General features: G+C 38.7%; 22 protein-coding genes and 1 pseudogene. 4 read left to right on the forward strand and 19 right to left on the reverse strand.

From position 1 onward, the window contains the following. Positions 1–5: 5 nt before the first annotated feature. Entirely contained in the window at positions 6–719 is a 714-nt protein-coding gene (locus BM107_RS07600; protein WP_090981910.1) for a DUF72 domain-containing protein, read from the reverse strand. 30 nt (positions 720–749) lie between these two features. Further along, positions 750–1,052 (reverse strand): hypothetical protein, encoded by a 303-nt coding sequence (locus tag BM107_RS07605; RefSeq protein WP_139222280.1) that lies wholly within the window; start codon positions 1,050–1,052, stop codon positions 750–752. 166 nt (positions 1,053–1,218) lie between these two features. On the opposite strand from BM107_RS07605, the gene BM107_RS07610 reads away from it, so the two are divergent. Then, the gene (locus BM107_RS07610) at positions 1,219–2,169 is read left to right on the forward strand and encodes a YiiG family protein (protein ID WP_159435211.1); all 951 of its coding nucleotides are present in this window, start codon (positions 1,219–1,221) and stop codon (positions 2,167–2,169) included. A 314-nt stretch (positions 2,170–2,483) separates the two neighbouring features. Here BM107_RS07610 and dnaJ read toward each other — a convergent pair whose 3' ends face one another. The 6 genes from dnaJ to BM107_RS07645 all read right to left on the reverse strand — a co-directional run bounded on the left by dnaJ (position 2,484) and on the right by BM107_RS07645 (position 8,410). Continuing rightward, the gene (gene dnaJ, locus BM107_RS07620) at positions 2,484–3,647 is read right to left on the reverse strand and encodes a molecular chaperone DnaJ (protein WP_090981919.1); all 1,164 of its coding nucleotides are present in this window, start codon (positions 3,645–3,647) and stop codon (positions 2,484–2,486) included. Positions 3,648–3,735: 88 nt separating this feature from the next. Next, positions 3,736–4,317, reverse strand: coding sequence for a nucleotide exchange factor GrpE (locus BM107_RS07625; protein ID WP_090981921.1), 582 nt, complete (start codon positions 4,315–4,317; stop codon positions 3,736–3,738). A gap of 127 nt (positions 4,318–4,444) precedes the next feature. Next, the gene (locus BM107_RS07630; protein WP_090981923.1) at positions 4,445–5,128 is read right to left on the reverse strand and encodes a cell division ATP-binding protein FtsE; all 684 of its coding nucleotides are present in this window, start codon (positions 5,126–5,128) and stop codon (positions 4,445–4,447) included. 1 nt (position 5,129) lies between these two features. Next, positions 5,130–5,333: a hypothetical protein gene (locus BM107_RS07635; protein ID WP_057932355.1), complete on the reverse strand. Its 204-nt coding sequence runs from the start codon at positions 5,331–5,333 to the stop codon at positions 5,130–5,132. 51 nt (positions 5,334–5,384) lie between these two features. Next, entirely contained in the window at positions 5,385–7,328 is a 1,944-nt protein-coding gene (locus BM107_RS07640; RefSeq protein ID WP_090981925.1) for a T9SS type B sorting domain-containing protein, read from the reverse strand. 65 nt (positions 7,329–7,393) lie between these two features. Continuing rightward, positions 7,394–8,410, reverse strand: a complete 1,017-nt coding sequence (locus BM107_RS07645; protein WP_090981927.1) for an acyl-CoA reductase — start codon at positions 8,408–8,410, stop codon at positions 7,394–7,396. A 79-nt stretch (positions 8,411–8,489) separates the two neighbouring features. On the opposite strand from BM107_RS07645, the gene BM107_RS07650 reads away from it, so the two are divergent. Further along, on the forward strand, positions 8,490–8,840 hold the full coding sequence (locus tag BM107_RS07650) for a 4Fe-4S dicluster domain-containing protein (protein ID WP_090981929.1): 351 nt from the start codon (positions 8,490–8,492) through the stop codon (positions 8,838–8,840). 294 nt (positions 8,841–9,134) lie between these two features. Here BM107_RS07650 and BM107_RS07655 read toward each other — a convergent pair whose 3' ends face one another. Then, positions 9,135–9,587, reverse strand: a complete 453-nt coding sequence (locus BM107_RS07655) for a universal stress protein (RefSeq protein ID WP_090981931.1) — start codon at positions 9,585–9,587, stop codon at positions 9,135–9,137. A gap of 107 nt (positions 9,588–9,694) precedes the next feature. Here BM107_RS07655 and BM107_RS07660 point away from each other — a divergent pair, with 107 nt between their 5' ends. Then, the gene (locus BM107_RS07660) at positions 9,695–10,480 is read left to right on the forward strand and encodes a C40 family peptidase (protein ID WP_090981933.1); all 786 of its coding nucleotides are present in this window, start codon (positions 9,695–9,697) and stop codon (positions 10,478–10,480) included. 40 nt (positions 10,481–10,520) lie between these two features. Next, complete coding sequence (locus tag BM107_RS07665) at positions 10,521–11,243, forward strand: carboxypeptidase-like regulatory domain-containing protein (RefSeq protein ID WP_090981935.1); 723 nt, start codon at positions 10,521–10,523, stop codon at positions 11,241–11,243. A gap of 6 nt (positions 11,244–11,249) precedes the next feature. On the opposite strand, the gene BM107_RS07670 is transcribed toward BM107_RS07665, so the two are convergent. The 10 genes and pseudogenes from BM107_RS07670 to hisG form a co-directional block, all read right to left on the reverse strand. Continuing rightward, positions 11,250–12,146: a WD40 repeat domain-containing protein gene (locus BM107_RS07670; RefSeq protein WP_090981937.1), complete on the reverse strand. Its 897-nt coding sequence runs from the start codon at positions 12,144–12,146 to the stop codon at positions 11,250–11,252. 81 nt (positions 12,147–12,227) lie between these two features. Beyond that, positions 12,228–12,830: a bifunctional phosphoribosyl-AMP cyclohydrolase/phosphoribosyl-ATP diphosphatase HisIE gene (gene hisIE, locus BM107_RS07675; RefSeq protein WP_090981939.1), complete on the reverse strand. Its 603-nt coding sequence runs from the start codon at positions 12,828–12,830 to the stop codon at positions 12,228–12,230. Positions 12,831–12,891: 61 nt separating this feature from the next. Continuing rightward, on the reverse strand, positions 12,892–13,689 hold the full coding sequence (hisF, locus tag BM107_RS07680; RefSeq protein ID WP_244278770.1) for an imidazole glycerol phosphate synthase subunit HisF: 798 nt from the start codon (positions 13,687–13,689) through the stop codon (positions 12,892–12,894). A gap of 9 nt (positions 13,690–13,698) precedes the next feature. Continuing rightward, positions 13,699–14,088, reverse strand: a pseudogene (locus BM107_RS25060) (endonuclease domain-containing protein); the annotation flags it as partial. Between the two features lie 42 nt (positions 14,089–14,130). Then, a complete protein-coding gene (hisA, locus tag BM107_RS07685; protein ID WP_090981944.1) occupies positions 14,131–14,880 on the reverse strand; it encodes a 1-(5-phosphoribosyl)-5-[(5-phosphoribosylamino)methylideneamino]imidazole-4-carboxamide isomerase in 750 nt (249 codons plus the stop codon). Position 14,881: 1 nt separating this feature from the next. After that, positions 14,882–15,475, reverse strand: a complete 594-nt coding sequence (gene hisH, locus BM107_RS07690; protein WP_090981946.1) for an imidazole glycerol phosphate synthase subunit HisH — start codon at positions 15,473–15,475, stop codon at positions 14,882–14,884. Positions 15,476–15,657: 182 nt separating this feature from the next. After that, positions 15,658–16,791 (reverse strand): bifunctional histidinol-phosphatase/imidazoleglycerol-phosphate dehydratase HisB, encoded by a 1,134-nt coding sequence (hisB, locus tag BM107_RS07695; protein ID WP_090981948.1) that lies wholly within the window; start codon positions 16,789–16,791, stop codon positions 15,658–15,660. A 1-nt stretch (position 16,792) separates the two neighbouring features. Beyond that, positions 16,793–17,833 (reverse strand): histidinol-phosphate transaminase, encoded by a 1,041-nt coding sequence (gene hisC / locus BM107_RS07700; RefSeq protein WP_090981950.1) that lies wholly within the window; start codon positions 17,831–17,833, stop codon positions 16,793–16,795. A gap of 98 nt (positions 17,834–17,931) precedes the next feature. Next, on the reverse strand, positions 17,932–19,212 hold the full coding sequence (gene hisD, locus BM107_RS07705) for a histidinol dehydrogenase (protein WP_090981952.1): 1,281 nt from the start codon (positions 19,210–19,212) through the stop codon (positions 17,932–17,934). Positions 19,213–19,261: 49 nt separating this feature from the next. After that, entirely contained in the window at positions 19,262–20,113 is an 852-nt protein-coding gene (hisG, locus tag BM107_RS07710) for an ATP phosphoribosyltransferase (RefSeq protein ID WP_090981954.1), read from the reverse strand. Positions 20,114–20,233: the final 120 nt, after the last annotated feature.

Raw genomic sequence — 20,233 nt, forward strand, 5'->3', positions numbered from 1 at the left:
CAGGCCTATTTCACTAAGTCTTGCAATTGTTTTGCATTATGCAATGCCCCAAAACCCCAGGTATTGTTAAAATAAACAAATACTTCATTACCATCATTAATCTGATTTTTGAATTCCTTAATTGTGTTCAGATCATATTCAGATTTGTACAATACAGGTTTTCCGTGAAAACGGTAATAAATAGTGTCTGTATTCTGGATTGTCTCGTCTGGCAGGGCAGAAGGATAACTCTGTCCGCTAAAGGTAATGTTGTTTTTTGCTAATTTTTGATAAATTTCTTCATCAAACCAACTGATGTGACGAAATTCTACCACATTTTTAAAATCGGTTTTTAAATTTTCAATTAATAAATTTAACCGTTCTACATTGTACTCAAACTTTGGTGGAAACTGAAAGAGTACACAGCCCAATTTTTGCTTTAGTCCGGCTTGAATCGTCTCGTAAAAATCAATTAAGAGTTGTTGGCATTCATGAAGCTGTTTGTAATGTGTAATTAATCTCGGGACCTTAATCGTAAATAAAAAATCATCCGGACTTTCCTCGTACCACTTACTGAACGATTTTTGAGTGGGCATTTTGTAAAAAGTGGAATTAATTTCTATGGTGTTAAAATGCGAACAATAGTATTTAAACCAATTTTTTTGTGCCAGGCCTTTTGGATAAAAAACCTCTTTCCATTCACGGTAATAAAAACCTGAACAACCAATTCTCCATTTCATATGTAGAAAACAGGCTTTAGAAAGAAAGGTTTATAAGCCGTTAGATATAGCCATAAAAAGGGCAGAACTGATACCAATATAAGCAGATAGTTTTAAATAAATGTTGTTTTTTTTACCTGTAAAACCTAAAGTAAGATTGATAAGGAAGTAAAATACAGATACTGTAAATAGTCCTGCAGTAGGATTGTGCTGACCTTTCTGATACGTAAATTTTTCTGATGGTGCATCAAGAAAAACCATACCGGCTAAGGGTAAAAGCCATCCAACAACAAAAATTATAAATAGTGTCCAGGCAATGGGATGCTTTTTAAAGGCTTTGCAAAATTCTTCCATATTCATTAATACCCTCTTGCCGTTTTAGTAACCTTAATCGTAATCAATTTAAATAATTGGAAGACAGCAACAAGATACCAAAATCATAAAACTCTTGATTTTTTACAGCTTTTTGGTTTAAAAATTGCTTTGATCGGGGATCAGATTTATGAAAACAATTTATACTATGAAAACGATCTTAAAATTAACAGCGCTTGCGCTTACCCTTTCTTTTACGGCCTGTAAAAATGATAAGAAAAAAGACGATAATGCTAAAACTGCTTACGCCGAAGCAGATGAAAAAGATGTAAATGCCATTATTGAATATAATAATGTAATGGTAAGTTTTACCGATAAAAACAACGATTACATCAAACGTATCGAAAATAACATCGTTAAAATTGAAAAAGGGCTGCAAAATCCAGGCGATCATTTTGCTTTCATTGGTTTAATCCAGCCTTTTTCGATACCAACAATCAGCAGCAACAAGCTAAAGCCTGATACCCCGCCTAATGCGCTAAATAAAGATGATCAGAAATTTTTTAAGGAAAATGTAACCGCGATGACCAGTTTATTGGATAAGATCAAAGAAACGTACAAATCTTTAGATGAATACATCAAGGCAGAAGACTGGAAGGATGATAAAGGGACTAAGGGAAAGACCTTGGTAGATTCTATTTACAGCATGGGTAAAAAGTACTATACATATGATGATTTGGTTTTGGCCAAGCTAAACCTGATCGGAGATGATGCAGAGCGGGTAATTTTAAAAACGCATCCCTTAAAGGAATATATATATGCGCTGAAGGACGACCGTAGTGCGACCGCTGCGTTTACCAAATTAATGGCAGGCACTAAAAATTATAAATCCATAGAGGCCAGGGCTAAAGCCGCTTATCAGGCCCTTGAGGAACAGCATCAAAAACATGCTGCTATGGCTGCACCAGATGCAACAAAATATCCTGGGAAGGATGGCTATTTTAAAAATTTTAATGAACGATTAAATGACTATTTAATTGCTGCACGAAAAATGATGCGCGATGCTTCCGCTTCTGGTCAGCTAACTGATTACAATATCGAAGAATTGGTTCGCCACCAGGATAATATGCGTTCTGCTTACAACAATTTTGTGGATTAGCCTTTAAAAAAGATTGGGTAATAAATCCTGCTTCCTGATAACTTTGTTATGTTATCGTTAGATTACACTGAGCTTGAAGAAAAATTTAAAACTCTTAAAAATGAAGTTAAAGCAAGCTACGAATGATAAACTTAGATGGGATCGTCCTCTCGATCGGGCAACGCGGAGTGGAGAGATCTTTGTACTGAGTTATCCAACGAATTTAAAAGATTTTGCTTCGCAGCGTCTTCCGGCTTACAATAAAACTTTTAAACATAATTTAAAAACAAAAAGCCGATGCTAAAAACATCGGCTTCTCCATTATATTGGATTAATTACTCAAAGTATTCTTTCATTCTTTCGAAAAAGCTCTTATCATTTTTACCTGGCTGAGGCTTAAAGTTTGGCGATTCGCGTAATTTCTCCAGAACATTCCGTTCATCGCTGCTTAAAGCTTTCGGTGTCCAGATATTGATATGGATAATCTCATCGCCTCTATGGTAAGAATTAACCTCTGGTAAACCCTTGCCTTTTAAACGCAATAATTTTCCGCTTTGGGTACCAGGGTCGATTTTAATTTTGGCTTTACCATCAATAGTTGGTACTTCGATGCTCATACCTAAAGCAGCATCAACAAAACTTAAATGCAAATCGTAAACTACGTTATTACCTTCGCGTTTTAAAGTTTCGTGTGGAATTTCTTCAATTAAGATAATTAAATCGCCCGGAATGCCGCCATTTGGTGCCGCATTTCCTTTGCCGCTCATGCTAAGTTGCATACCTTCACTTACACCTGCAGGGATATTGATGGTAATGGTTTCTTCGCCACGCACAACACCGTCGCCATGGCATACATTACATTTGGCAGTAATTTGCTGGCCGCTTCCGTTACAGGTAGGGCAGGTAGAAGCAGTTTGCATCTGACCTAAAATGGTATTGGTTACCCTGCGTACCTGGCCGCTGCCACCGCAGGTGCCACAGGTACTTACAGACGATTTATCTTTTGCTCCGGAACCGTCGCAGGTTTTACAAACGATCAGTTTATTAACCTTGATTTTCTTTTCCGCACCATGGGCAATTTCTTCAAGCGTTAATTTAACTTTGATGCGCAGGTTAGAACCTTTAGCTACTCTACGTCCGCCACGTTGCTGGCCACCGCCGCCGCCACCAAAAAAGCTCTCGAATGGGTTATGGCCACCAAAAATATCTCCAAAATTACTGAAGATATCATCCATGTTCATGTTTCCACCGCCGTAACCGCCCGAGGCACTGCTGCCTACACCGGCATGGCCAAACTGATCATAACGCTGTTTTTTTTCAGGGCTGCTTAACACTTCGTATGCTTCTGCAGCTTCTTTAAATTTATCCTCAGCAGCTTTATCTCCCGGGTTTTTATCCGGGTGATATTTGATCGCCATTTTACGGTAAGCCTTCTTAATCTCGTCAGCACCTGCGCTTTTGGTTACGCCCAATACGTCGTAATAATCTCTTTTACTCATCTTTTTTTATAAAATGATTGAATGATTGAGTGATGGAATGAAAGAATATCAATTCAATCATTCAAATTCGGTCATTCAATAATTATTTTTATGCTCCAACTACTACTTTCGCGAAGCGGATCACATTATCATTTAAGGTATATCCTTTTTCAACCTCGTCTATAACTTTACCCTTTAAATCTTCGGTAGGAGCAGGGATATTGGTAATAGCTTCATGGAAATCCGTGTTAAAAGGCTGGTTAATGCTTTCTACATCTTTTAAGCCTTTCTGTGCTAAAGTGCTTTTCAATTTATTGTTCACCAATAAAATACCTTCTTTAACAGGAGCCACTTCCGTAGCGCTTTCCATTGCCTTTAATGCGCGGTCAAAATCATCTAAAATAGGTAAAAGCGAAACAATTACATCTTTACCGGCAGTTTGTAACAACTCTACACGCTCTTTTTGTGTACGGCGTTTGTAATTGTCGAATTCTGCATATAAACGCAGGTATTTATCGTTAAGCTGTTGGACCTCCGCCTGCAATTTCTCTTCGGCGGTCAATTCCGGTGCTTGCTCAGTCTCATTTGCGGTGGCATCAGTATTTTCTACGTTTTCCGTAGCATTTTCTGATGTGTTTTCAGGATTCATTATATTTTCTTCTTTATCGTTATTTTTCTTCTTATTAAACATAATATAAGGCTGAATTTTTTTGTGTTAATCTCAACTATTTTGCCATAAACGTAAATCAGCCAAGCTGTCAGATTTATGGATGATTATCTGAACAGATTGGCTGATTAGCTGACGGATGTCAGAATTTTTATGCTATTTGTGCATCTTCATGTACTATGCCATTTTCGCATTTGATGATGCGTGAAGGAAAAGTGCGGATGATGTGGTAATCATGTGTGGCCATTAAAACCGCCGTTCCGGCCTGACTGATCTGTTTTAAAAGCGTTACGATTTCTTCGGAAGTTTCTGGATCTAAGTTCCCCGTTGGCTCATCTGCAAGGATAATTTCCGGATCGTTAAGCAAAGCCCTTGCAATTACAATACGCTGCTGTTCGCCACCAGAAATTTCGTGTGGCATTTTTTTGATCTTAGAACGCAGGCCTACTTTGTCTAAAACATCTTTAATACGCTCGCTAATCAACTTTTCGTCTTTCCAGCCGGTTGCTTTAAGTACAAACTCAAGGTTTTTTTCTATCGTCCGGTCGGTGAGTAACTGAAAATCCTGAAAAACAACCCCTAACTTACGACGTAAAAAGGGTACCTGGCTTTCTTTAAGGTTTTTAAGATCAAACCCCGCGATATTGCCATCGCCATTACCAATATGCAAATCGCCGTATAATATTTTAAGCAGGCTGCTTTTTCCAGAACCTGTTTGGCCAATCAGGAATACAAATTCATCTTTTTCGATGTGTAAATTTACATTGGAGAGGACTAAATGTTTTTGTTGAAAAACATCAACATTACTTAAATGAATTACTGAGTTGCCTGCCATATTATATTTCTAATTTTGCAATCTGCCCGAAAGGCAAATCTTTAACCATTTCCATAATGTATTCTTGCTTGTCGCCAAGTCCCAGTTTTTCCAGCGATTTATCAGGTCTGTCTACCCTAAAATAAGCTAAAAGTGTAAACTTGTCATCTCTTAACTGTACGTAATCCGGAATTTTGGCTATGCCTTTGACTTTTACGATATACATTGTGCCCAAAAATAGCATTTCCAAATGATAAGCGGAAGTTTGAATCCTTTTTTATCTGACTAACATAAGCCACCCTGTGTAGGTTTGAAATTTTTCATTTAAATAAACCGAATAATAATACACCGCAGGCGGAAGGTCTTTTCCGTTCATTTTGCCATCCCATGGTTTAAAAGGGCCGGTACTTTGGTACACCACGCTGCCGTAGCGGTTAGTAATTTTAATTTTGGGGTTTGGAAATAATGCCGCTGCCGGGATATTCCAGGTATCGTTTACGTTGTCGCCATTTGGAGAAAAAGTATTTGGAATAACTACTTGTGGATAAACGGTTATATTTACCTCGTCGCTACTGCTGCTACAGCCTGATTTGGAAGTGGCCTGTAAGGTATAGGTGATATTGCGTGGTGGCGTGGCAATTGGATTCAGTTTGGTAGGGTCGTCCAGATAGCTGGCAGGTGTCCATGTATAAGTGACATCGCCTGATACTTTCCCATTTAAGGTTATTTTTTGTCCGCTTACGATTTCTTGGTCAGCACCAGCATCTGTCGTCGCATTTTTATTGACCTTTACCGTGATTTGTGCGGTTTTGGAACATGCACCTTGACTAACAGTTACTGTATAGGTAGTAGTTTCGGTCGGGGCAGCAATGGGATTGGCGCTTTTGCGATCTGAAAGACCATTTGCCGGCGACCAAAGATACGCCGTTCCACCTGATGCACTTAATTGCACTGATTTACCTTCACAAATGCTAATTTCCTGAACATTTGTGCCAATCGATATCGGGTCATTGACCTGTACATGGGTTATTGCATTTAATGAACAGCCATTTGTAGTGACGGTAACGATGTATTCACCTTCCATGGCTTTAGTTGCATTGATGATTGTTGGGTTTTGGGCTGTAGAGTTATAACCGTTTGGCCCTCTCCAGTTATAGCTTGTTCCTCCAGATGCCTGTAACTGAATATTGTTGCCTACGCAGAATGGGCCAGAATTATTAGCTTCTGCAAGGGGTAAGGGAGTTACGTTTACGGTGATGGGGTCTGAAACTGCTCTGCAGTTAACTTTGTCTATATTACCGTTAATGGCCGTAATTAAACGATATAGATAAGTACCTTTAGGCTGGTTTAAGAAGTTGATGGTTGCCTGCTTTGTTGTTGCCCCAACGATATCAACCCAACCGGTACCTTTGTTTTCCTGCCATTGATAAACCGGATTGATATACTCCGGCAAAATATCAGCGTTTACTATAAAGCTTTTGGTGTTTCCCTCGCACATATTTAGTGATGTATCATCCAGGTTAAAAAAAGGTGTGATGTAAGGACCACAGGCCTGTACCGTAATGTCATCCAAAGCAAAATCGTTACCGCTGTCGGTAGAGGTATCATTAACGAGTTGCAGGGTCACAGTAGAGTTGTTTCCGTTGCTAAAATCAAGCGTGTATTGGTGCCACATCCCATCTGCTGTTACATTGCCGGTTGATGTATTGCCAAGGAAGTTACCATTGGGGTCAATCACCTTTAAAATCATCTTTGGAGGTGGGGCATTTGCTGCTGCTGAGTTGGTGTTCAGTACCCAGATCGATAAACGCAAAATTGTATTTGGGCAAAGATTGTCCATTTTCTGTTCGAAAAAAACAGTAGGGGTCGAAATGCCATCTATCAAAAGCATTAAGCCATTGCTATCTCCGGTATGATCTGTATGGTGCTGCCAGTAAATGGGGTAGGGATTGTCAGGTGTAGCAGGCGTTTTAACTAAGCCCGACTGGTTTGGTGCTAAAGCTCTTGGGTTTTGCCCCGGAGGCCCCTTAAAAGTGGTAAAGGTAGTTGCACCCGGAGCATATTGTGCTAAGGGACCATACCAGTTATCCGCATTGTTGCCCTGCCCAAAAGTCTGGTTAATTAAAGGTTGTCCGAAAGTGCCGGTACATACCTGCGCCCTAACAAAATTCGCAAAGATCACGATATAAAGAAAGGATAGCGCTTTTATTAAAGGATACATTGGCTGCGTCAAGTCAACACGCTAATATCCAAATAAAAAAAGTGTAATCCAATTGCTTATGGCAATCAATTTAGCGAGTTTAAAAAACTGATGGTATTTACATTATCCGCATAATCCCAAAGTTTTGGGTGCTGGCTTTGGCCAAAATCAAAACTCATAATGTTTATTGGCGATTTGGTAACCACACACTGAATATCTGCTGTTTTATCATTCAGTTTATTTTCTACGTCTTTCAGGTTTTCGTATTCTTCATAGTAAAGTACAGCCAGTGGCGAAGCTAAACTCTGATCTTCTTTTAACAGCAAAAAACCATTATCAAAATGTTTGGCAGCATTTACCAGATAAATGGATTTATTGTAATCGTAATTATTCTGATATTTGAAATGGTTAATAATGGGCTGAAAACTTTCTATGCCCTCGTAGAAATTAGCAATCTCATATCCTTTTGGAAGATACAGCTTGGAAACATTTCTGCAGCCCAGTCCAAAATAATCAAAAATATCGTTTCCCAGGCTTTGGATTTCCTCTTTAGTTTCTGTACCATCTAAAACTGCTACACTATTTCTGTTTTTCCGTATGATATTGGGCACTTTACTAAAATAATAGTCAAAATACCTGGATGAATTATTACTTCCGGTAGCAATTACAGCATCGAAATCTTTTAAGCGTTCCACGTATTCAATGTGATCTGCAAAAGCCGGTTCAATATTGATCAATTCAGCAAGAACAGTTTTAATCAATTGATCATCTGAAGACGAAAGTTTGATTAAGGCTATGTTCCCTGTCGCTAAAACGCATAAAACATCATGTAGGCCCACCAAAGGAATGTTTCCTGCTAAGATCAAACCAATCTTTTTTGGAGATGTATTGAATTGAATTGATTTGAACCAAAGAAGCAAATCGGTCTCATTTAACATTTCTGCAAATGATAGGATAGACTTTTTAATATTTTCTTCAGTGAACCATGCATTAGCGTTTCCGGCACTATAAAGTATATTTCCTAGTATGTCAGCAGGGCTTGTAAGCTTTTGGCCGAGTTTACCGAATGCAATTATTGCTTTTTCTTGAGTTAATGCTGACATATTTAGAATTATTATTAATGGATTATATCTTATATTTGCAGGCGCAAAGGTAAACTAAGCAAAAGAATTAGACGAAAACATGGCAATTAAAATAACAGATGAGTGTATAAATTGTGGGGCATGTGAACCAGAATGTCCAAATAACGCGATTTACGATGCCGGAACTGCATGGCGTTTTTCTGATGGTACGAATTTAGAAGGTATCATTGATTTTGGTAATCAAAAAATTGAAGCTGATGCTGCTCAGGAGGCAGTTTCAGATGAGGTATATTATATCGTATCCGATAAGTGTACTGAGTGTAAAGGTTTTCATGATGAGCCACAATGTGCGGCAGTATGCCCGGTTGATTGTTGTGTAGATGATGAGGATATCCGCGAAACAGAAGAAGAATTATTGGCTAAGAAAGCCTGGTTGCACCAGGAAGGATAGTCTTGACCAGATATTAAGAAGGAGGTCTCGCTTAAGGTGAGACTTTTTTTATTTGTGAAGTTTTGGTTTGATGCTACAGACTCCACTGGTTTGCTCGTCATCTTGACTGTAGCGCAGTCCCCACATTAAGTCAGAAGAGAGATCTTTGAACCAAATTATTAAACGCTAGTTTAAAAGATTTCTCCACTGCAGTCGAAACGATATTTCGAGAAGATTCTAACTCTTTATACCCTGTAATTTATTTTTTTGTAAACTAATTTTTCTTAATGAAGACAATTGTTTAGGTTAAACCAATTAATCAACATCGCTCTTATTAGGAATAATCAAAACCGGGCAGGCAGATTTTCTCGCTACGTGTTCGGCTACGCTTCCCATTAAAAAGTGGTATAAACCAGTTCGGCCATAAGTGCCTATCACGATTAAATCCGATCCCCATTCGTCTGATTGTTGGATGATACCATGTGCAGCGGTATCAATAACGCTTAGGTAAGTGGTAGCTATCCCGTTTCCGTATTTAGTCTCCATTTCTTTTAGTAAAATGTGGCTGTTCTCTTCGCTGTTATCATAAGTTTCCAGGAAAACAGGGGCCAGCGTTAGGTCTGCATTCACATTGGCTGGTACAGGCTCAATAATGTTAACCAGTGCTACTTCCGCCCCAAATTTTTCAGCCATATCGTAACCGGCTTTTGCCGCTTTTTCTGAGCAGGTACTATTATCAACAGCAATTAATATTTTTTTAAAATTCATGGCGGGCTTATTTAAAAATGAACACCATAAAAATAACAAATTTGTATGGAAAATGTTAGGTAATAGCGGTAATTTATTAGTTTTACATCATTTCACGAGCAGATTATATGGAAAATCAATATGGTATTTGTAGAGTAGCAGTAGCCCCTTTAAGAGCAGATGCATCAGACCGAGCAGAAATTGTTTCACAATTGTTATTTGGTGATCATGTTGAAATTATCCAGAAAGAAGAACGTTGGTGGCTGATTCAGAATGGCTATGATGGTTATCAGGGCTGGATAGATTTCAGGCAGCTGGCCGCCATTAACCAGGACCAGTTTGCGGAAATGCAAGATTGTCATTTGTTGGCGCCTTTAAGTTTCAATAACGTGTTAACCGCCAATGATGGAAGTTTATATCATTTAAGTCCGGCAAGTAATCTACCCTTTGTAAAAGATGGATATTGTTATGCGGGAGAAGAAAGATTTAAACTGAATTTTGAACCATACGATAACAATACGGTGAATTTTACGGATAAAGTAACCGAAACAGCCAAATTTTTTCAGAACATCCCCTACTTATGGGGCGGAAGGCATTTATTTGGCTTAGATTGCTCAGGTTTTACGCAAACCGTTTTTAAAATGTTGGGTGTAAAGTTAAACCGCGATGCTGCTCAGCAGGCGGAACAAGGTGAACTGGTTGGTTTTCTCGCCGAGTGTAAGCCAGGTGATGTTGCGTTTTTCGATAATGAGGAAGGCCGGATTACACACGTGGGTATTATGTTGAGTCCAAGTGAGATCATCCATTCCTCTGCAAAGGTTAAAATTGATCCAATTGATGATCAGGGGATTTTTAATAAAGAACTGGGAAAATATTCTCATAAATTGAGAATTATTAAACGTTTTGTGGAATAATGGCTAAAAATGTATCTTATTATAAGCAATACATTTCTTTATGCCATCTAAATTTAAAATTAAAATCCCTGATCCTTGCCAAGAACAATGGGAAGTGATGCAACCACATGAAAATGGTAAATTTTGTGATTCCTGTCAAAAATCAGTTATTGATTTTACCAATTTCTCTGATCGCGACCTACAGGAGTGGTTTACCAAAAATCAGGGAAATAGCTGTGGAAGGTTAAAACCGGAGCAGCTTGACCGGTTAATACACGTGAAATCGAATTTTGCAATTTGCCGATTTAAGCCAAACCTGATTGCAGCGTCTTTATTTGCTTTTTTGAGTTTTCCGAAATTTGGTAATGCAAATATTTTTTCCTCGTATCCAACCTTTCAAACCTATAATAAAAAATCTTTAACAGATAATGTTTTAGAAGGAAATTCTGAAGATGGATTTGTTACGGTACAAGGCATGGTTACTGATGGGGATGAGAAACTTCCAATTATAGGTGCAACTGTAACGATTACAGGTTCGAAAATTACAACCGTTACAGATCGAAATGGAAAATTCGAGTTTAAGCTGAATAGAAAGGAATTTAAGAATAAGATTTTCCTGGATTTAAGATATATTGGCTATGAAACTAAACATGTAAAAGTAAAGCTGGTGAGAGATGGAGTTATTTTTATAAAAATGAAGATGGATAGTTATGTTTTAGGAGGATTGGCCATTATTGAGCAACCTACATTTTTAGAGCGAATAAGTCAGTTGTTAAGTGGCTAGTTAAACCTACTCCATCTCCCAAACCATTATCTGTCGGTCATCACCTGTAGAAATGAGGTGTTTACCATCATGGCTCCAAATAATTTTATTGATAGAATGGGTATGGCCTATACCCGCTTTTTCCAGGCTTAATATTTTGTAGAGTTTAAAATTCTCTGCATCCCAAAGTTTAATGCTTTTATCTTGGCTGCATGTTGCAAAATAGGGTAGAGAAGGGTGGAAAGCAATATCATAAATGGTAAACATATGTGCCGGTACGGTTTCCCTTAACTCGTAATTTGGTATATCCCATATCTTTAATTGTGCATCCCGGCTCCCTGAAATCAGGTATTTACCTGTTGGGTGATAGGCCAAAGACGTAACCGGAAGTTTATGTCCTTCGAGATTTTGCTTCAGGCTATAATCTTGGAGATTATAAATTTTAATCAGTTGATCTTTACAGCCAAATGCAATTTCCGTTTCGTCAGGAGACAAGGCAATGGTTCTTACAGTGTCGTAAGCTGTCTGAAAGCGGTAAATTTCCTTAAAATCATTTAACGACCAAACCGCTACGGTTCCATCTTCGCCAGTGGTTAAAAGCTCATTTTTACTTTTTACCGTTTGTATATCGAAAATAGGTTTGATGTGTGCATTAACCCTTACAATTACCTTTTGTTCTTTCAGGTCGTAAACACTAAAAGCACCACTTCTTTCGCCAACAAATAATTGATCTTTATGGTAATGCAGACAATAAACGGAGCTTTGTACGGGCATTTTAACCTTAACAAAAGCCATTTCCGCTAACGACCATTCTACAATGCCTTTGTCGTTACCCGCACTAAAAAATAATTCATCCTGATCCGAGTGGGCAAGGGCATAAACAGGGTTTTGGTGGCCAGGAAGTGTTTTGATGTGTTTGAGCATGTGAAGAGGGTTGGAAGGAGTGGAGGTGGAAGGTTGGAAGGCCGATGGATATTCATACCCTCAACCTTCCTGCCTTCTACCTTATTTATGCCTTTTCTCTAAATTTTTTGCGATGTCTTGAATCGACAGTCCTTTTTCTTTCAATAAAAATAAGAGGTGGAAAACAAGATCTGAAGCTTCTCCGATAAGTTCTTCTTCCGATTCTGCCAATGCGGCAATTACCGTTTCTACACCTTCTTCGCCAACCTTTTGAGCAATTTTATTTAAACCTTTGTTGCGCATTTTGTTGATGTAAGAACCTTCAACCGGATTTTCATAACGATCATTAATGATGTTTTCGAGCTCGAAAATGAAATTCTGGTTGAAATCTGTTTTGAAGCAGCTGCGGTTACCGGTATGACAAGTTGGGCCAACAGGATCTGCCTTAATCAGGATGGTATCATTATCGCAATCCACAAAAAGCTCCTTCACATAAAGGAAGTTATTGCTGGTTTCGCCTTTTGTCCAAAGGCGGTTTTTGGAACGTGAAAAGAAAGTTACTTTACCCTCAGCCTGGGTTTTTTCCAAAGCCTCTGCATTCATATAACCCAACATTAAAACTTCTAAAGTTTTGTGATCCTGAATAATTACAGGTAGTAAGCCTGCAGTTTTATCCCAATCAAGGGAATTAATATCAATTATCATTTTATTTTTTTATTTCGGAAAAAGCAGACTCATTGGCATGGACTGCTGACCCCGGACTTATTTATATCCTTACCGGAATTTGGTTTCTTTTCAATTCTTGTTTCAAATCAGGAATCAGGATTTCGCCATAATGAAATACGGAAGCGGCCAATGCGGCATCAACATTTGCTTTCTGGAATACTTCAGTAAAATGATCCATGTTGCCGGCACCGCCCGAAGCGATGATCGGAATATTAATCATTTGGTTTACTTTACCTAATAATCCACAATCAAAGCCAGCCTTGGTGCCATCGTGGTCCATTGAGGTTAATAAAATCTCACCAGCGCCTAAATCTTCAGCCTGTTTAATCCATTTTTCGGTTTCCAGTTCGGTAATTAACCTTCCTCCATTTAAATGAACCATATTTTTGCCGTCTACCTGTTTGGTATCAACGGCCAAAACCACAAACTGTACACCGAAGGCTTTGGCCAGTTCTTCAATCAGTTTAGGATTGCGTACGGCTGCAGAGTTAATACTGATTTTATCGGCACCTGCATTTAAAAGTGCATCAGCATCTGCGATTTCGGTGATCCCACCACCAATGGTAAAAGGGATGTTTAGCTGCCTAGCCACCGATTTAATCATTTCGATCATGGTTTTGCGACGCTCGTGTGTTGCGGTAATATCGAGGAAAACCAATTCGTCCGCCCCTTGTTGCGCATACTGCGCAGCCAGTTCAACCGGGTCCCCTGCATCGCGTAAATCAACAAAGTTTACGCCTTTTACCGTACGGCCGTCTTTAACGTCTAAACAGGGGATTATTCTTTTTGAAAGCCCCCCGCCCCCTGAAGGGGGAGTAGCAAATTGATTTGCCGATATGGCATCTTTTATCTTTTCCAAAACTGAGTTTAAATTATTATATAGTTCAGTATTCTTAAATCTAATTACCGTTATTCCAAATGCTTCGAGTACCTTTTGTCTATTAATGTCGTTATTCATAACCTCTGGTAGATCATGTATACTTCCATCTAATTCAATAATTAATTTTGCTTCATGACAATAAAAGTCAGCTATAAAACATGAAATCGGGTGTTGTCTTCTAAATTTAACTCCTAATTGTTTATTGCTAATTACTTGCCATAATAAACTTTCTGCCTCGGTTACCTTGATTCGTAATTTCTTAGCATTTTCAAAAATTATGGGTGATGCTCCATAAAACATATTAGGCTCGTTGAGTTCAAAAAAGTCTGAATCATCCCTATCTATTTTATAGTTCATACGCCATTATTCTGATTAGCTCCCCCTTTAGGGGGCGGGGGGTTATATGCTACTTAGCGCCTTCAAATTCCACTCTTTAATTTCTTCAATAGTAATCCTGTCTTCGTAAATGGCTTTTCCAACTACTACACTTCTAATTGGATATTTGGCCAGTTCGTAAATATCTTCCATTGAGCTTACACCACCAGAAGCAATTAATTTGATCATTGGTGAGTGTTCCAGTAATTTTTGATATAATTCAATCGCTGCGCCACCTAATTTCCCGTCTTTACTGATATCGGTACATAAGAAGCGGAAAAATCCCAGCGAAAGGCATTTATCTACGTAATCCATTAGCTTAATAGGTGAGCTTTCCATCCAGCCCGAGTACTTAATCACTTCGTCTAAAACGTCAATTGCAATAACAATGCGGTTGGCATAATCGTCTTTTTTAGCAAAAGCCTCGCTCAACTGAGGCAAGAAATCAGGGTTGGTAATGGCTTGTGTACCTACAATTACCCGATGGATCCCGGCATCAAGCAAGTTAGTCACTTGTTCAATTGTTCTGATACCACCACCATACTGCACCTTCATGTCGGTTTTTTTGATGATTTCAAAAAGTGCTTTTTGATTGCTAAAATCACCTTTAGCCCCGTTTAAGTCAATAATATGGATAAAATCTGTACCATTAGAGCGGTATTTTTCTATCATTTCGGGAATGGAAACATCATATTCCGTTTTCTGGTTGTAATCTCCTTCACGCAGACGGACCACTTTTCCATCCAAGATATCAATAGCAGGTATTATGTACATTTTATAAGCTTAAGTTTGAAAAATTTTTTAATATTAGTTCGCCGGCTTTTCCCGATTTTTCGGGATGAAATTGAACGCCGTAAAAATTATCTTTTTGTACCGCTGCCGAAAACTTTAAACCATAATCAGCAGATGCGATATCAAAAGTAGGGTTATATTCAATAAAGTACGAATGCACGAAGTAAAATTGTGTATTATCTTCAACACCTTCAAATAAAGAATTGCTTTTTGGGGTCACGGCATTCCAGCCCATGTGTGGGATTTTGATGTTCAGCGACTTATCGAATTTTTTGGTTTTAACCGGAACGATATTTAGAAGCGCGGCATCACCCTCTTCAGAATGTTCGGTAATAAGCTGCATGCCCACACAGATGCCCAGTACAGGTTTGGTTAGCTTTTTTATGGCTTCAACCAGGCCGGTACCCTTTAATTTTTCCATGGCCGCAGCCGCATGGCCAACACCCGGGATGATGATGTGGCTGTATTTTTCGAGGTCATTTTCTCTATTTACCATGCCGTAGGTCACACTTAAGCGGTCTAAAGCTGCGGTAAGAGAGAAAATATTGCCTGCTCCATAGTTTATAATTCCAACCATAATTTAATAATTAACATTCTTTTTTTATAGGTTTGAAAATGAAAGTCAGTTTTTCATCGCGCCTGTAGTCCCGTTATCGCTTATAGTCCTCGCTACGCTGCGGGCTATTCCGCTCTATCGGGTTTATTTAACAGCGGATGGGCGTTACCCTCCGCCTTAAACCTTTCAGCCTTCCACTTCTCTTACAACATTCCTTTGGTACTCGGCAATACCATTTTCTCTGCATCACGTTTTATAGCCATTTTAATGGCTTTTGCAAATGCTTTAAAAATGGCTTCAATTTTATGGTGCTCGTTATCACCTTCCGCTTTTATATTTAGATTGCATTTTGCAGCGTCACTAAACGACTTAAAGAAATGATAAAACATCTCTGTTGGCATATCACCCACTTTTTCGCGTTTAAATTCAGCATCCCAAACGATCCAGTTTCTTCCACCAAAATCAATGGCTACCTGTGCCAGGCAATCGTCCATTGGTAAGCAAAAACCATACCTCTCAATGCCGAGTTTATTCCCCAGTCCTTTAGCAAAGGCTTCTCCCAGTGCAATACCGGCATCTTCTATCGTGTGGTGTTCATCAATATGTAAATCACCTTTAGCCATTACTTCTAAATCAACACTGCCGTGTCTGGCGATCTGATCAAGCATGTGATCGAAAAAGTTTAAACCGGTCTCGATTTTGGCTTTCCCGGTTCCGTCCAGATCAAGCTTGATGGTGATGTCGGTTTCATTGGTTTTGCGCTCATGATGGATTTTCCTGCTCCCTGCTTTAAGCAGGTTATAGATATCTTCCCATTTTTTGGTTTCCAAAATGATAACATCTAAGAGTGTTTCATGCTTATCCAGCGCTTCTGTAGAGCCTAATGCATCATTCTGGCGAAGAAAAATGGCTTTTGCACCTAAATTTTTGGCCAAAACTACATCATTCAAACGGTCGCCGATAACGAAAGAGTTTTTCAGGTCGTAATCTTCGCTAAAATATTTTGTCAATAAAGCCGTGCCTGGTTTACGGGTAGGAGCATTGTCTTTTGCGAAAGTTCTATCAATTACAATCTCGCTAAAATGTACGCCTTCACCTTCAAAAGTCTCCAGCATGAAATTATGGATCGGCCAGAAATTTTCTTCCGGATTTGAAAGTGTACCCAAGCCATCCTGGTTGGTAACCATTACGAGTTCGTAATCCAGTTCGGCTGCAATTTTCGATAAATAATATAACGAACGTGGATAAAACTTAAGCTTTGCAAAACTATCTACCTGTTCATCATCTGGCTCGATATTTAAAGTGCCATCCCTATCTATAAATAATACCTTTTTCATTTTAGAAATTTTCTAGAACAGTTAATAGTTTGTCGTTTTCTTCTTTTGTACCCACAGTGATCCTTAAACAACCTTCGCATAAAGTTACTTTAGAACGGTCGCGTACGATGATGCCTTGCTCTACTAAAGTATCATAAATTTTTAGCGCATCTGTAACTTCTGTGAGAATAAAATTTGCATCAGAAGGATATACTTTTTTTACAATATTTATTGCACTTAATGCCTTGCTTAAACGATCTCTTTCTGCAACAGATTCTTTAATCCATTCGTTTACTTGTGCAATGTTTTTTAAGGCTTCAAATGCTAAATCCTGGGTGGCCTGGTTGATGTTATAAGGTGGCTTAATTTTGTTCAAAACATCAATCACTTTTGTGGAAGAAAAGGCCATGCCTAAACGTAACGCAGCGAGTCCCCAGGCCTTCGAAAAAGTTTGCAAAACCACAAGGTTTGCGTACTCAGTTAACTCCTGAATAAAGGTCTTCTGACGGGCATAATTAATGTACGCTTCATCCACTACAACGATGCCGTTAAAGTTGGCTAAAATGGTTTCAATATCTTCCCGGTTTATCGAATTTCCGGTTGGATTATTTGGCGAGCAAATGAAAATTATTTTCGTGTTTTTATCGATCGTTTCTGCGATCTTTTCCATGTCTAACTGGAAGTCCGGAAGCAGGCTTACTTTGCGTATTTCTACATCATTTATGTTGGCCGAAACTTCGTACATTCCGTAAGTTGGAGGCAGCACAATTACATTGTCTTTTCCGGGATTACAGAAAGCGCGAAATAACAAATCTATTGCTTCGTCACTACCGTTTCCTAAAAAAGTATTCTCAATTGGCACGCCCTTTATTTTACTGATGGCATCTTTCAGGTCCAGCTGTAAAGGATCTGGATAGCGGTTATAATTGGCGGGCAGCGGTGAGCCATAACTGTTCTCGTTTGCATCTAAAAAAACAGATGCCTGACCTTTAAATTCGTCCCTTGCGGTAGAGTAGGGGCGAAGGTTTTTTATGTTTTCTCTTACTAAATCGTTAATGTCCATTATTATATTTTTATTCGTCACCCTGAATTTATTTCAGGGTCTTTTACTGTTATAGATGCTGAAATAAATTCAGCATGACGTATTGCGAAGATGTTTATCTAATTTTTAATTCGTATACTCACAGCATTTTTATGCGCTTCTAGACCCTCTGCTGCTGCAAGGATCTCTACTGTTTTGCCAATATTGTTCAAGCCTTCCTGAGATAAGTGCTGGAAAGTGATTTTTTTCAAAAACGCATCTGTTGATACGCCTGAATAAGCCTTTGCAAAGCCACTGGTGGGTAAGGTATGGTTGGTTCCCGAAGCATAATCGCCCACACTTTCTGGTGTAAGATTGCCTAAAAAAACAGATCCTGCATTTACAATCAGGGGGATAATACTTTCAAAGTTTTCCGTGGCCAATATTAAGTGCTCTGGTGCATATTCATTTGAAAATAACATCGCTTCATCCAGGTTTTTAGTTAAAACAGCATAAGAATTAGCAATGGCCTTGGCTGCTATCTCTTTTCTAGGAAGAATAGTAAGCTGACTTTCAATTTCTTTTAATGTTTCAGCTATGATTTGATTAGAGGTAGATACCAAAATAGCCTGGCTATCAGTTCCATGTTCTGCCTGTGCAAGTAGGTCTGCAGCAATAAATGACGGATTGGCAGTCTCATCTGCAATGACCAGTACCTCCGATGGTCCGGCAGGCATGTCAATAGCCACCTTATTTTGAACCATGGTTTTCGCTGTGGTTACGTAGCGATTGCCGGGGCCGAAGATCTTATATACCTGTGGCACACTTTCCGTTCCAAAAGCCATAGCTGCTACAGCCTGTGCGCCTCCAATCAGAAATAATTTTTCGATACCCAATAACACTGCGCAGTAAGCCAGGTAACAATTTGTTTTACCATCACTTTGCGGTGGAGAGCATACGATGATTTCTTTACAGCCTGCAATAAGCGCTGGTGTTGCCAGCATTAAAAAAGTGCTTGGTAATACTGCAGTTCCCCCCGGAATATACAATCCGACCTTTTCAATTGCCCTGCTTTCGCGCCAGCAAACTACGCCTGGCATGGTCTCTACTTTATCTTCTTTTTTTAACTGAGACAAGTGAAAATTTTTAATGTTTTCATACGCCGTATCAATCGCTTTTTTTGCTTCATCAGGGATAGTTGCTGCAATAGCTTTTAACTCCGCTCCATCTAGAAAAAGTTTTTCCAGTTCCACCTTATCAAAGGTTTTGGCAAAATCAAAAAGGGCTTTGTCGCCATCTGTTTTTACTGATTTTACAATGTCGGCAACACGACTTTCCACCAACTTATCATCCTCAATCTGTCTGGAACATAGTTCTTCAATTTTTGATTTAGATAAATCTGTATAATTATAGATTTTCAATGATTTATATTTTTAAATTAACTAATAGTTAATATGAAATTTTAAAAATTTATCTGATTATTTTCTCAATAGGCATCACTAAAATACCTTCGGCTCCGGCAGCTTTTAAACTGTTTATTTTATCCCAGAAATCTTCTTCTGCAATTACCGAATGTACGGCTACCCAGTTAGGTTCGAAGAGTGGAACTACCGTAGGACTTTTTACGCCGGGCAGTAAATCAACCACTTTTTGAAGGTTATCTTTCGATACATTCAGTACTACATATTTGTTTGATTTTGCACTAAGTACAGAGCGGATGCGTTGCAATAATTCTGCTACCTCCGGATTGTCGGCGATAGATTTGTTTCCGATTAAAACAGCTTCAGATTGCATGACATCAGCGAAAGGTTTTAAGCCATTACTTTTTAATGTTCCACCTGTTGAAACGATATCGAAAATGGCGTCACTTAATCCCAAACCCGGACCAATTTCTACCGATCCTGAAATGGTTCTGATATCAGATTGTATTCCTTTTTCCTGTAGAAATTTTTCGAGAATTACCGGATAAGAAGTTGCAATGGCCTTGCCGTTTAACTCTTCCAATTGTTGGATGTTGCTGGTGGCCTGAACGGCGATTTTTAAGGTGCATTTTCCAAAACCTAATTTTTGAAGATAGTCTACCTCGGCTTTGGTTTCTACAATCACATTTTCGCCCACTATACCTAAATCGGCGATGCCGTCCTGTACGTATTCCGGAATATCATCATCGCGCAGGAAAAGAATTTCTAAAGGAAAATTGGTAACAGTTGAGATGAGTGAACTTTTGTAGTTTTCGAAAGATAAACCACAATTTTTAAGTATTTCTACAGATTTTTCGTTTAACCTACCCGATTTTTGGATAGCAATTTTAAGTGTTTTCAAAGTATTGAATATAGAGTGAACAAGAAATTATTTTACGGAAAAAAGTTTTGAAGTACAAAACAAACATATCATATCGCCTATCGGCGATGGTGTAAATGTAAGTGATGGTTCAAAGTTAAG

It is taken from the genome of Pedobacter suwonensis, from assembly GCF_900111825.1.
In the GTDB taxonomy this organism is placed as follows: domain Bacteria; phylum Bacteroidota; class Bacteroidia; order Sphingobacteriales; family Sphingobacteriaceae; genus Pedobacter; species Pedobacter suwonensis.

Coding starts and splice junctions, on each gene's coding strand:
- BM107_RS07600 (WP_090981910.1), bottom strand. CDS start 719: ATGAAATGGAGAATTGGTTGTTCAGGTTTTTATTACCGTGAATGGAAA.
- BM107_RS07605 (WP_139222280.1), bottom strand. CDS start 1,052: ATGGAAGAATTTTGCAAAGCCTTTAAAAAGCATCCCATTGCCTGGACA.
- BM107_RS07610 (WP_159435211.1), top strand. CDS start 1,219: ATGAAAACGATCTTAAAATTAACAGCGCTTGCGCTTACCCTTTCTTTT.
- dnaJ (WP_090981919.1), bottom strand. CDS start 3,647: ATGAGTAAAAGAGATTATTACGACGTATTGGGCGTAACCAAAAGCGCA.
- BM107_RS07625 (WP_090981921.1), bottom strand. CDS start 4,317: ATGTTTAATAAGAAGAAAAATAACGATAAAGAAGAAAATATAATGAAT.
- BM107_RS07630 (WP_090981923.1), bottom strand. CDS start 5,128: ATGGCAGGCAACTCAGTAATTCATTTAAGTAATGTTGATGTTTTTCAA.
- BM107_RS07635 (WP_057932355.1), bottom strand. CDS start 5,333: ATGTATATCGTAAAAGTCAAAGGCATAGCCAAAATTCCGGATTACGTA.
- BM107_RS07640 (WP_090981925.1), bottom strand. CDS start 7,328: ATGTATCCTTTAATAAAAGCGCTATCCTTTCTTTATATCGTGATCTTT.
- BM107_RS07645 (WP_090981927.1), bottom strand. CDS start 8,410: ATGTCAGCATTAACTCAAGAAAAAGCAATAATTGCATTCGGTAAACTC.
- BM107_RS07650 (WP_090981929.1), top strand. CDS start 8,490: ATGGCAATTAAAATAACAGATGAGTGTATAAATTGTGGGGCATGTGAA.
- BM107_RS07655 (WP_090981931.1), bottom strand. CDS start 9,587: ATGAATTTTAAAAAAATATTAATTGCTGTTGATAATAGTACCTGCTCA.
- BM107_RS07660 (WP_090981933.1), top strand. CDS start 9,695: ATGGAAAATCAATATGGTATTTGTAGAGTAGCAGTAGCCCCTTTAAGA.
- BM107_RS07665 (WP_090981935.1), top strand. CDS start 10,521: ATGCCATCTAAATTTAAAATTAAAATCCCTGATCCTTGCCAAGAACAA.
- BM107_RS07670 (WP_090981937.1), bottom strand. CDS start 12,146: ATGCTCAAACACATCAAAACACTTCCTGGCCACCAAAACCCTGTTTAT.
- hisIE (WP_090981939.1), bottom strand. CDS start 12,830: ATGATAATTGATATTAATTCCCTTGATTGGGATAAAACTGCAGGCTTA.
- hisA (WP_090981944.1), bottom strand. CDS start 14,880: ATGTACATAATACCTGCTATTGATATCTTGGATGGAAAAGTGGTCCGT.
- hisH (WP_090981946.1), bottom strand. CDS start 15,475: ATGGTTGGAATTATAAACTATGGAGCAGGCAATATTTTCTCTCTTACC.
- hisB (WP_090981948.1), bottom strand. CDS start 16,791: ATGAAAAAGGTATTATTTATAGATAGGGATGGCACTTTAAATATCGAG.
- hisC (WP_090981950.1), bottom strand. CDS start 17,833: ATGGACATTAACGATTTAGTAAGAGAAAACATAAAAAACCTTCGCCCC.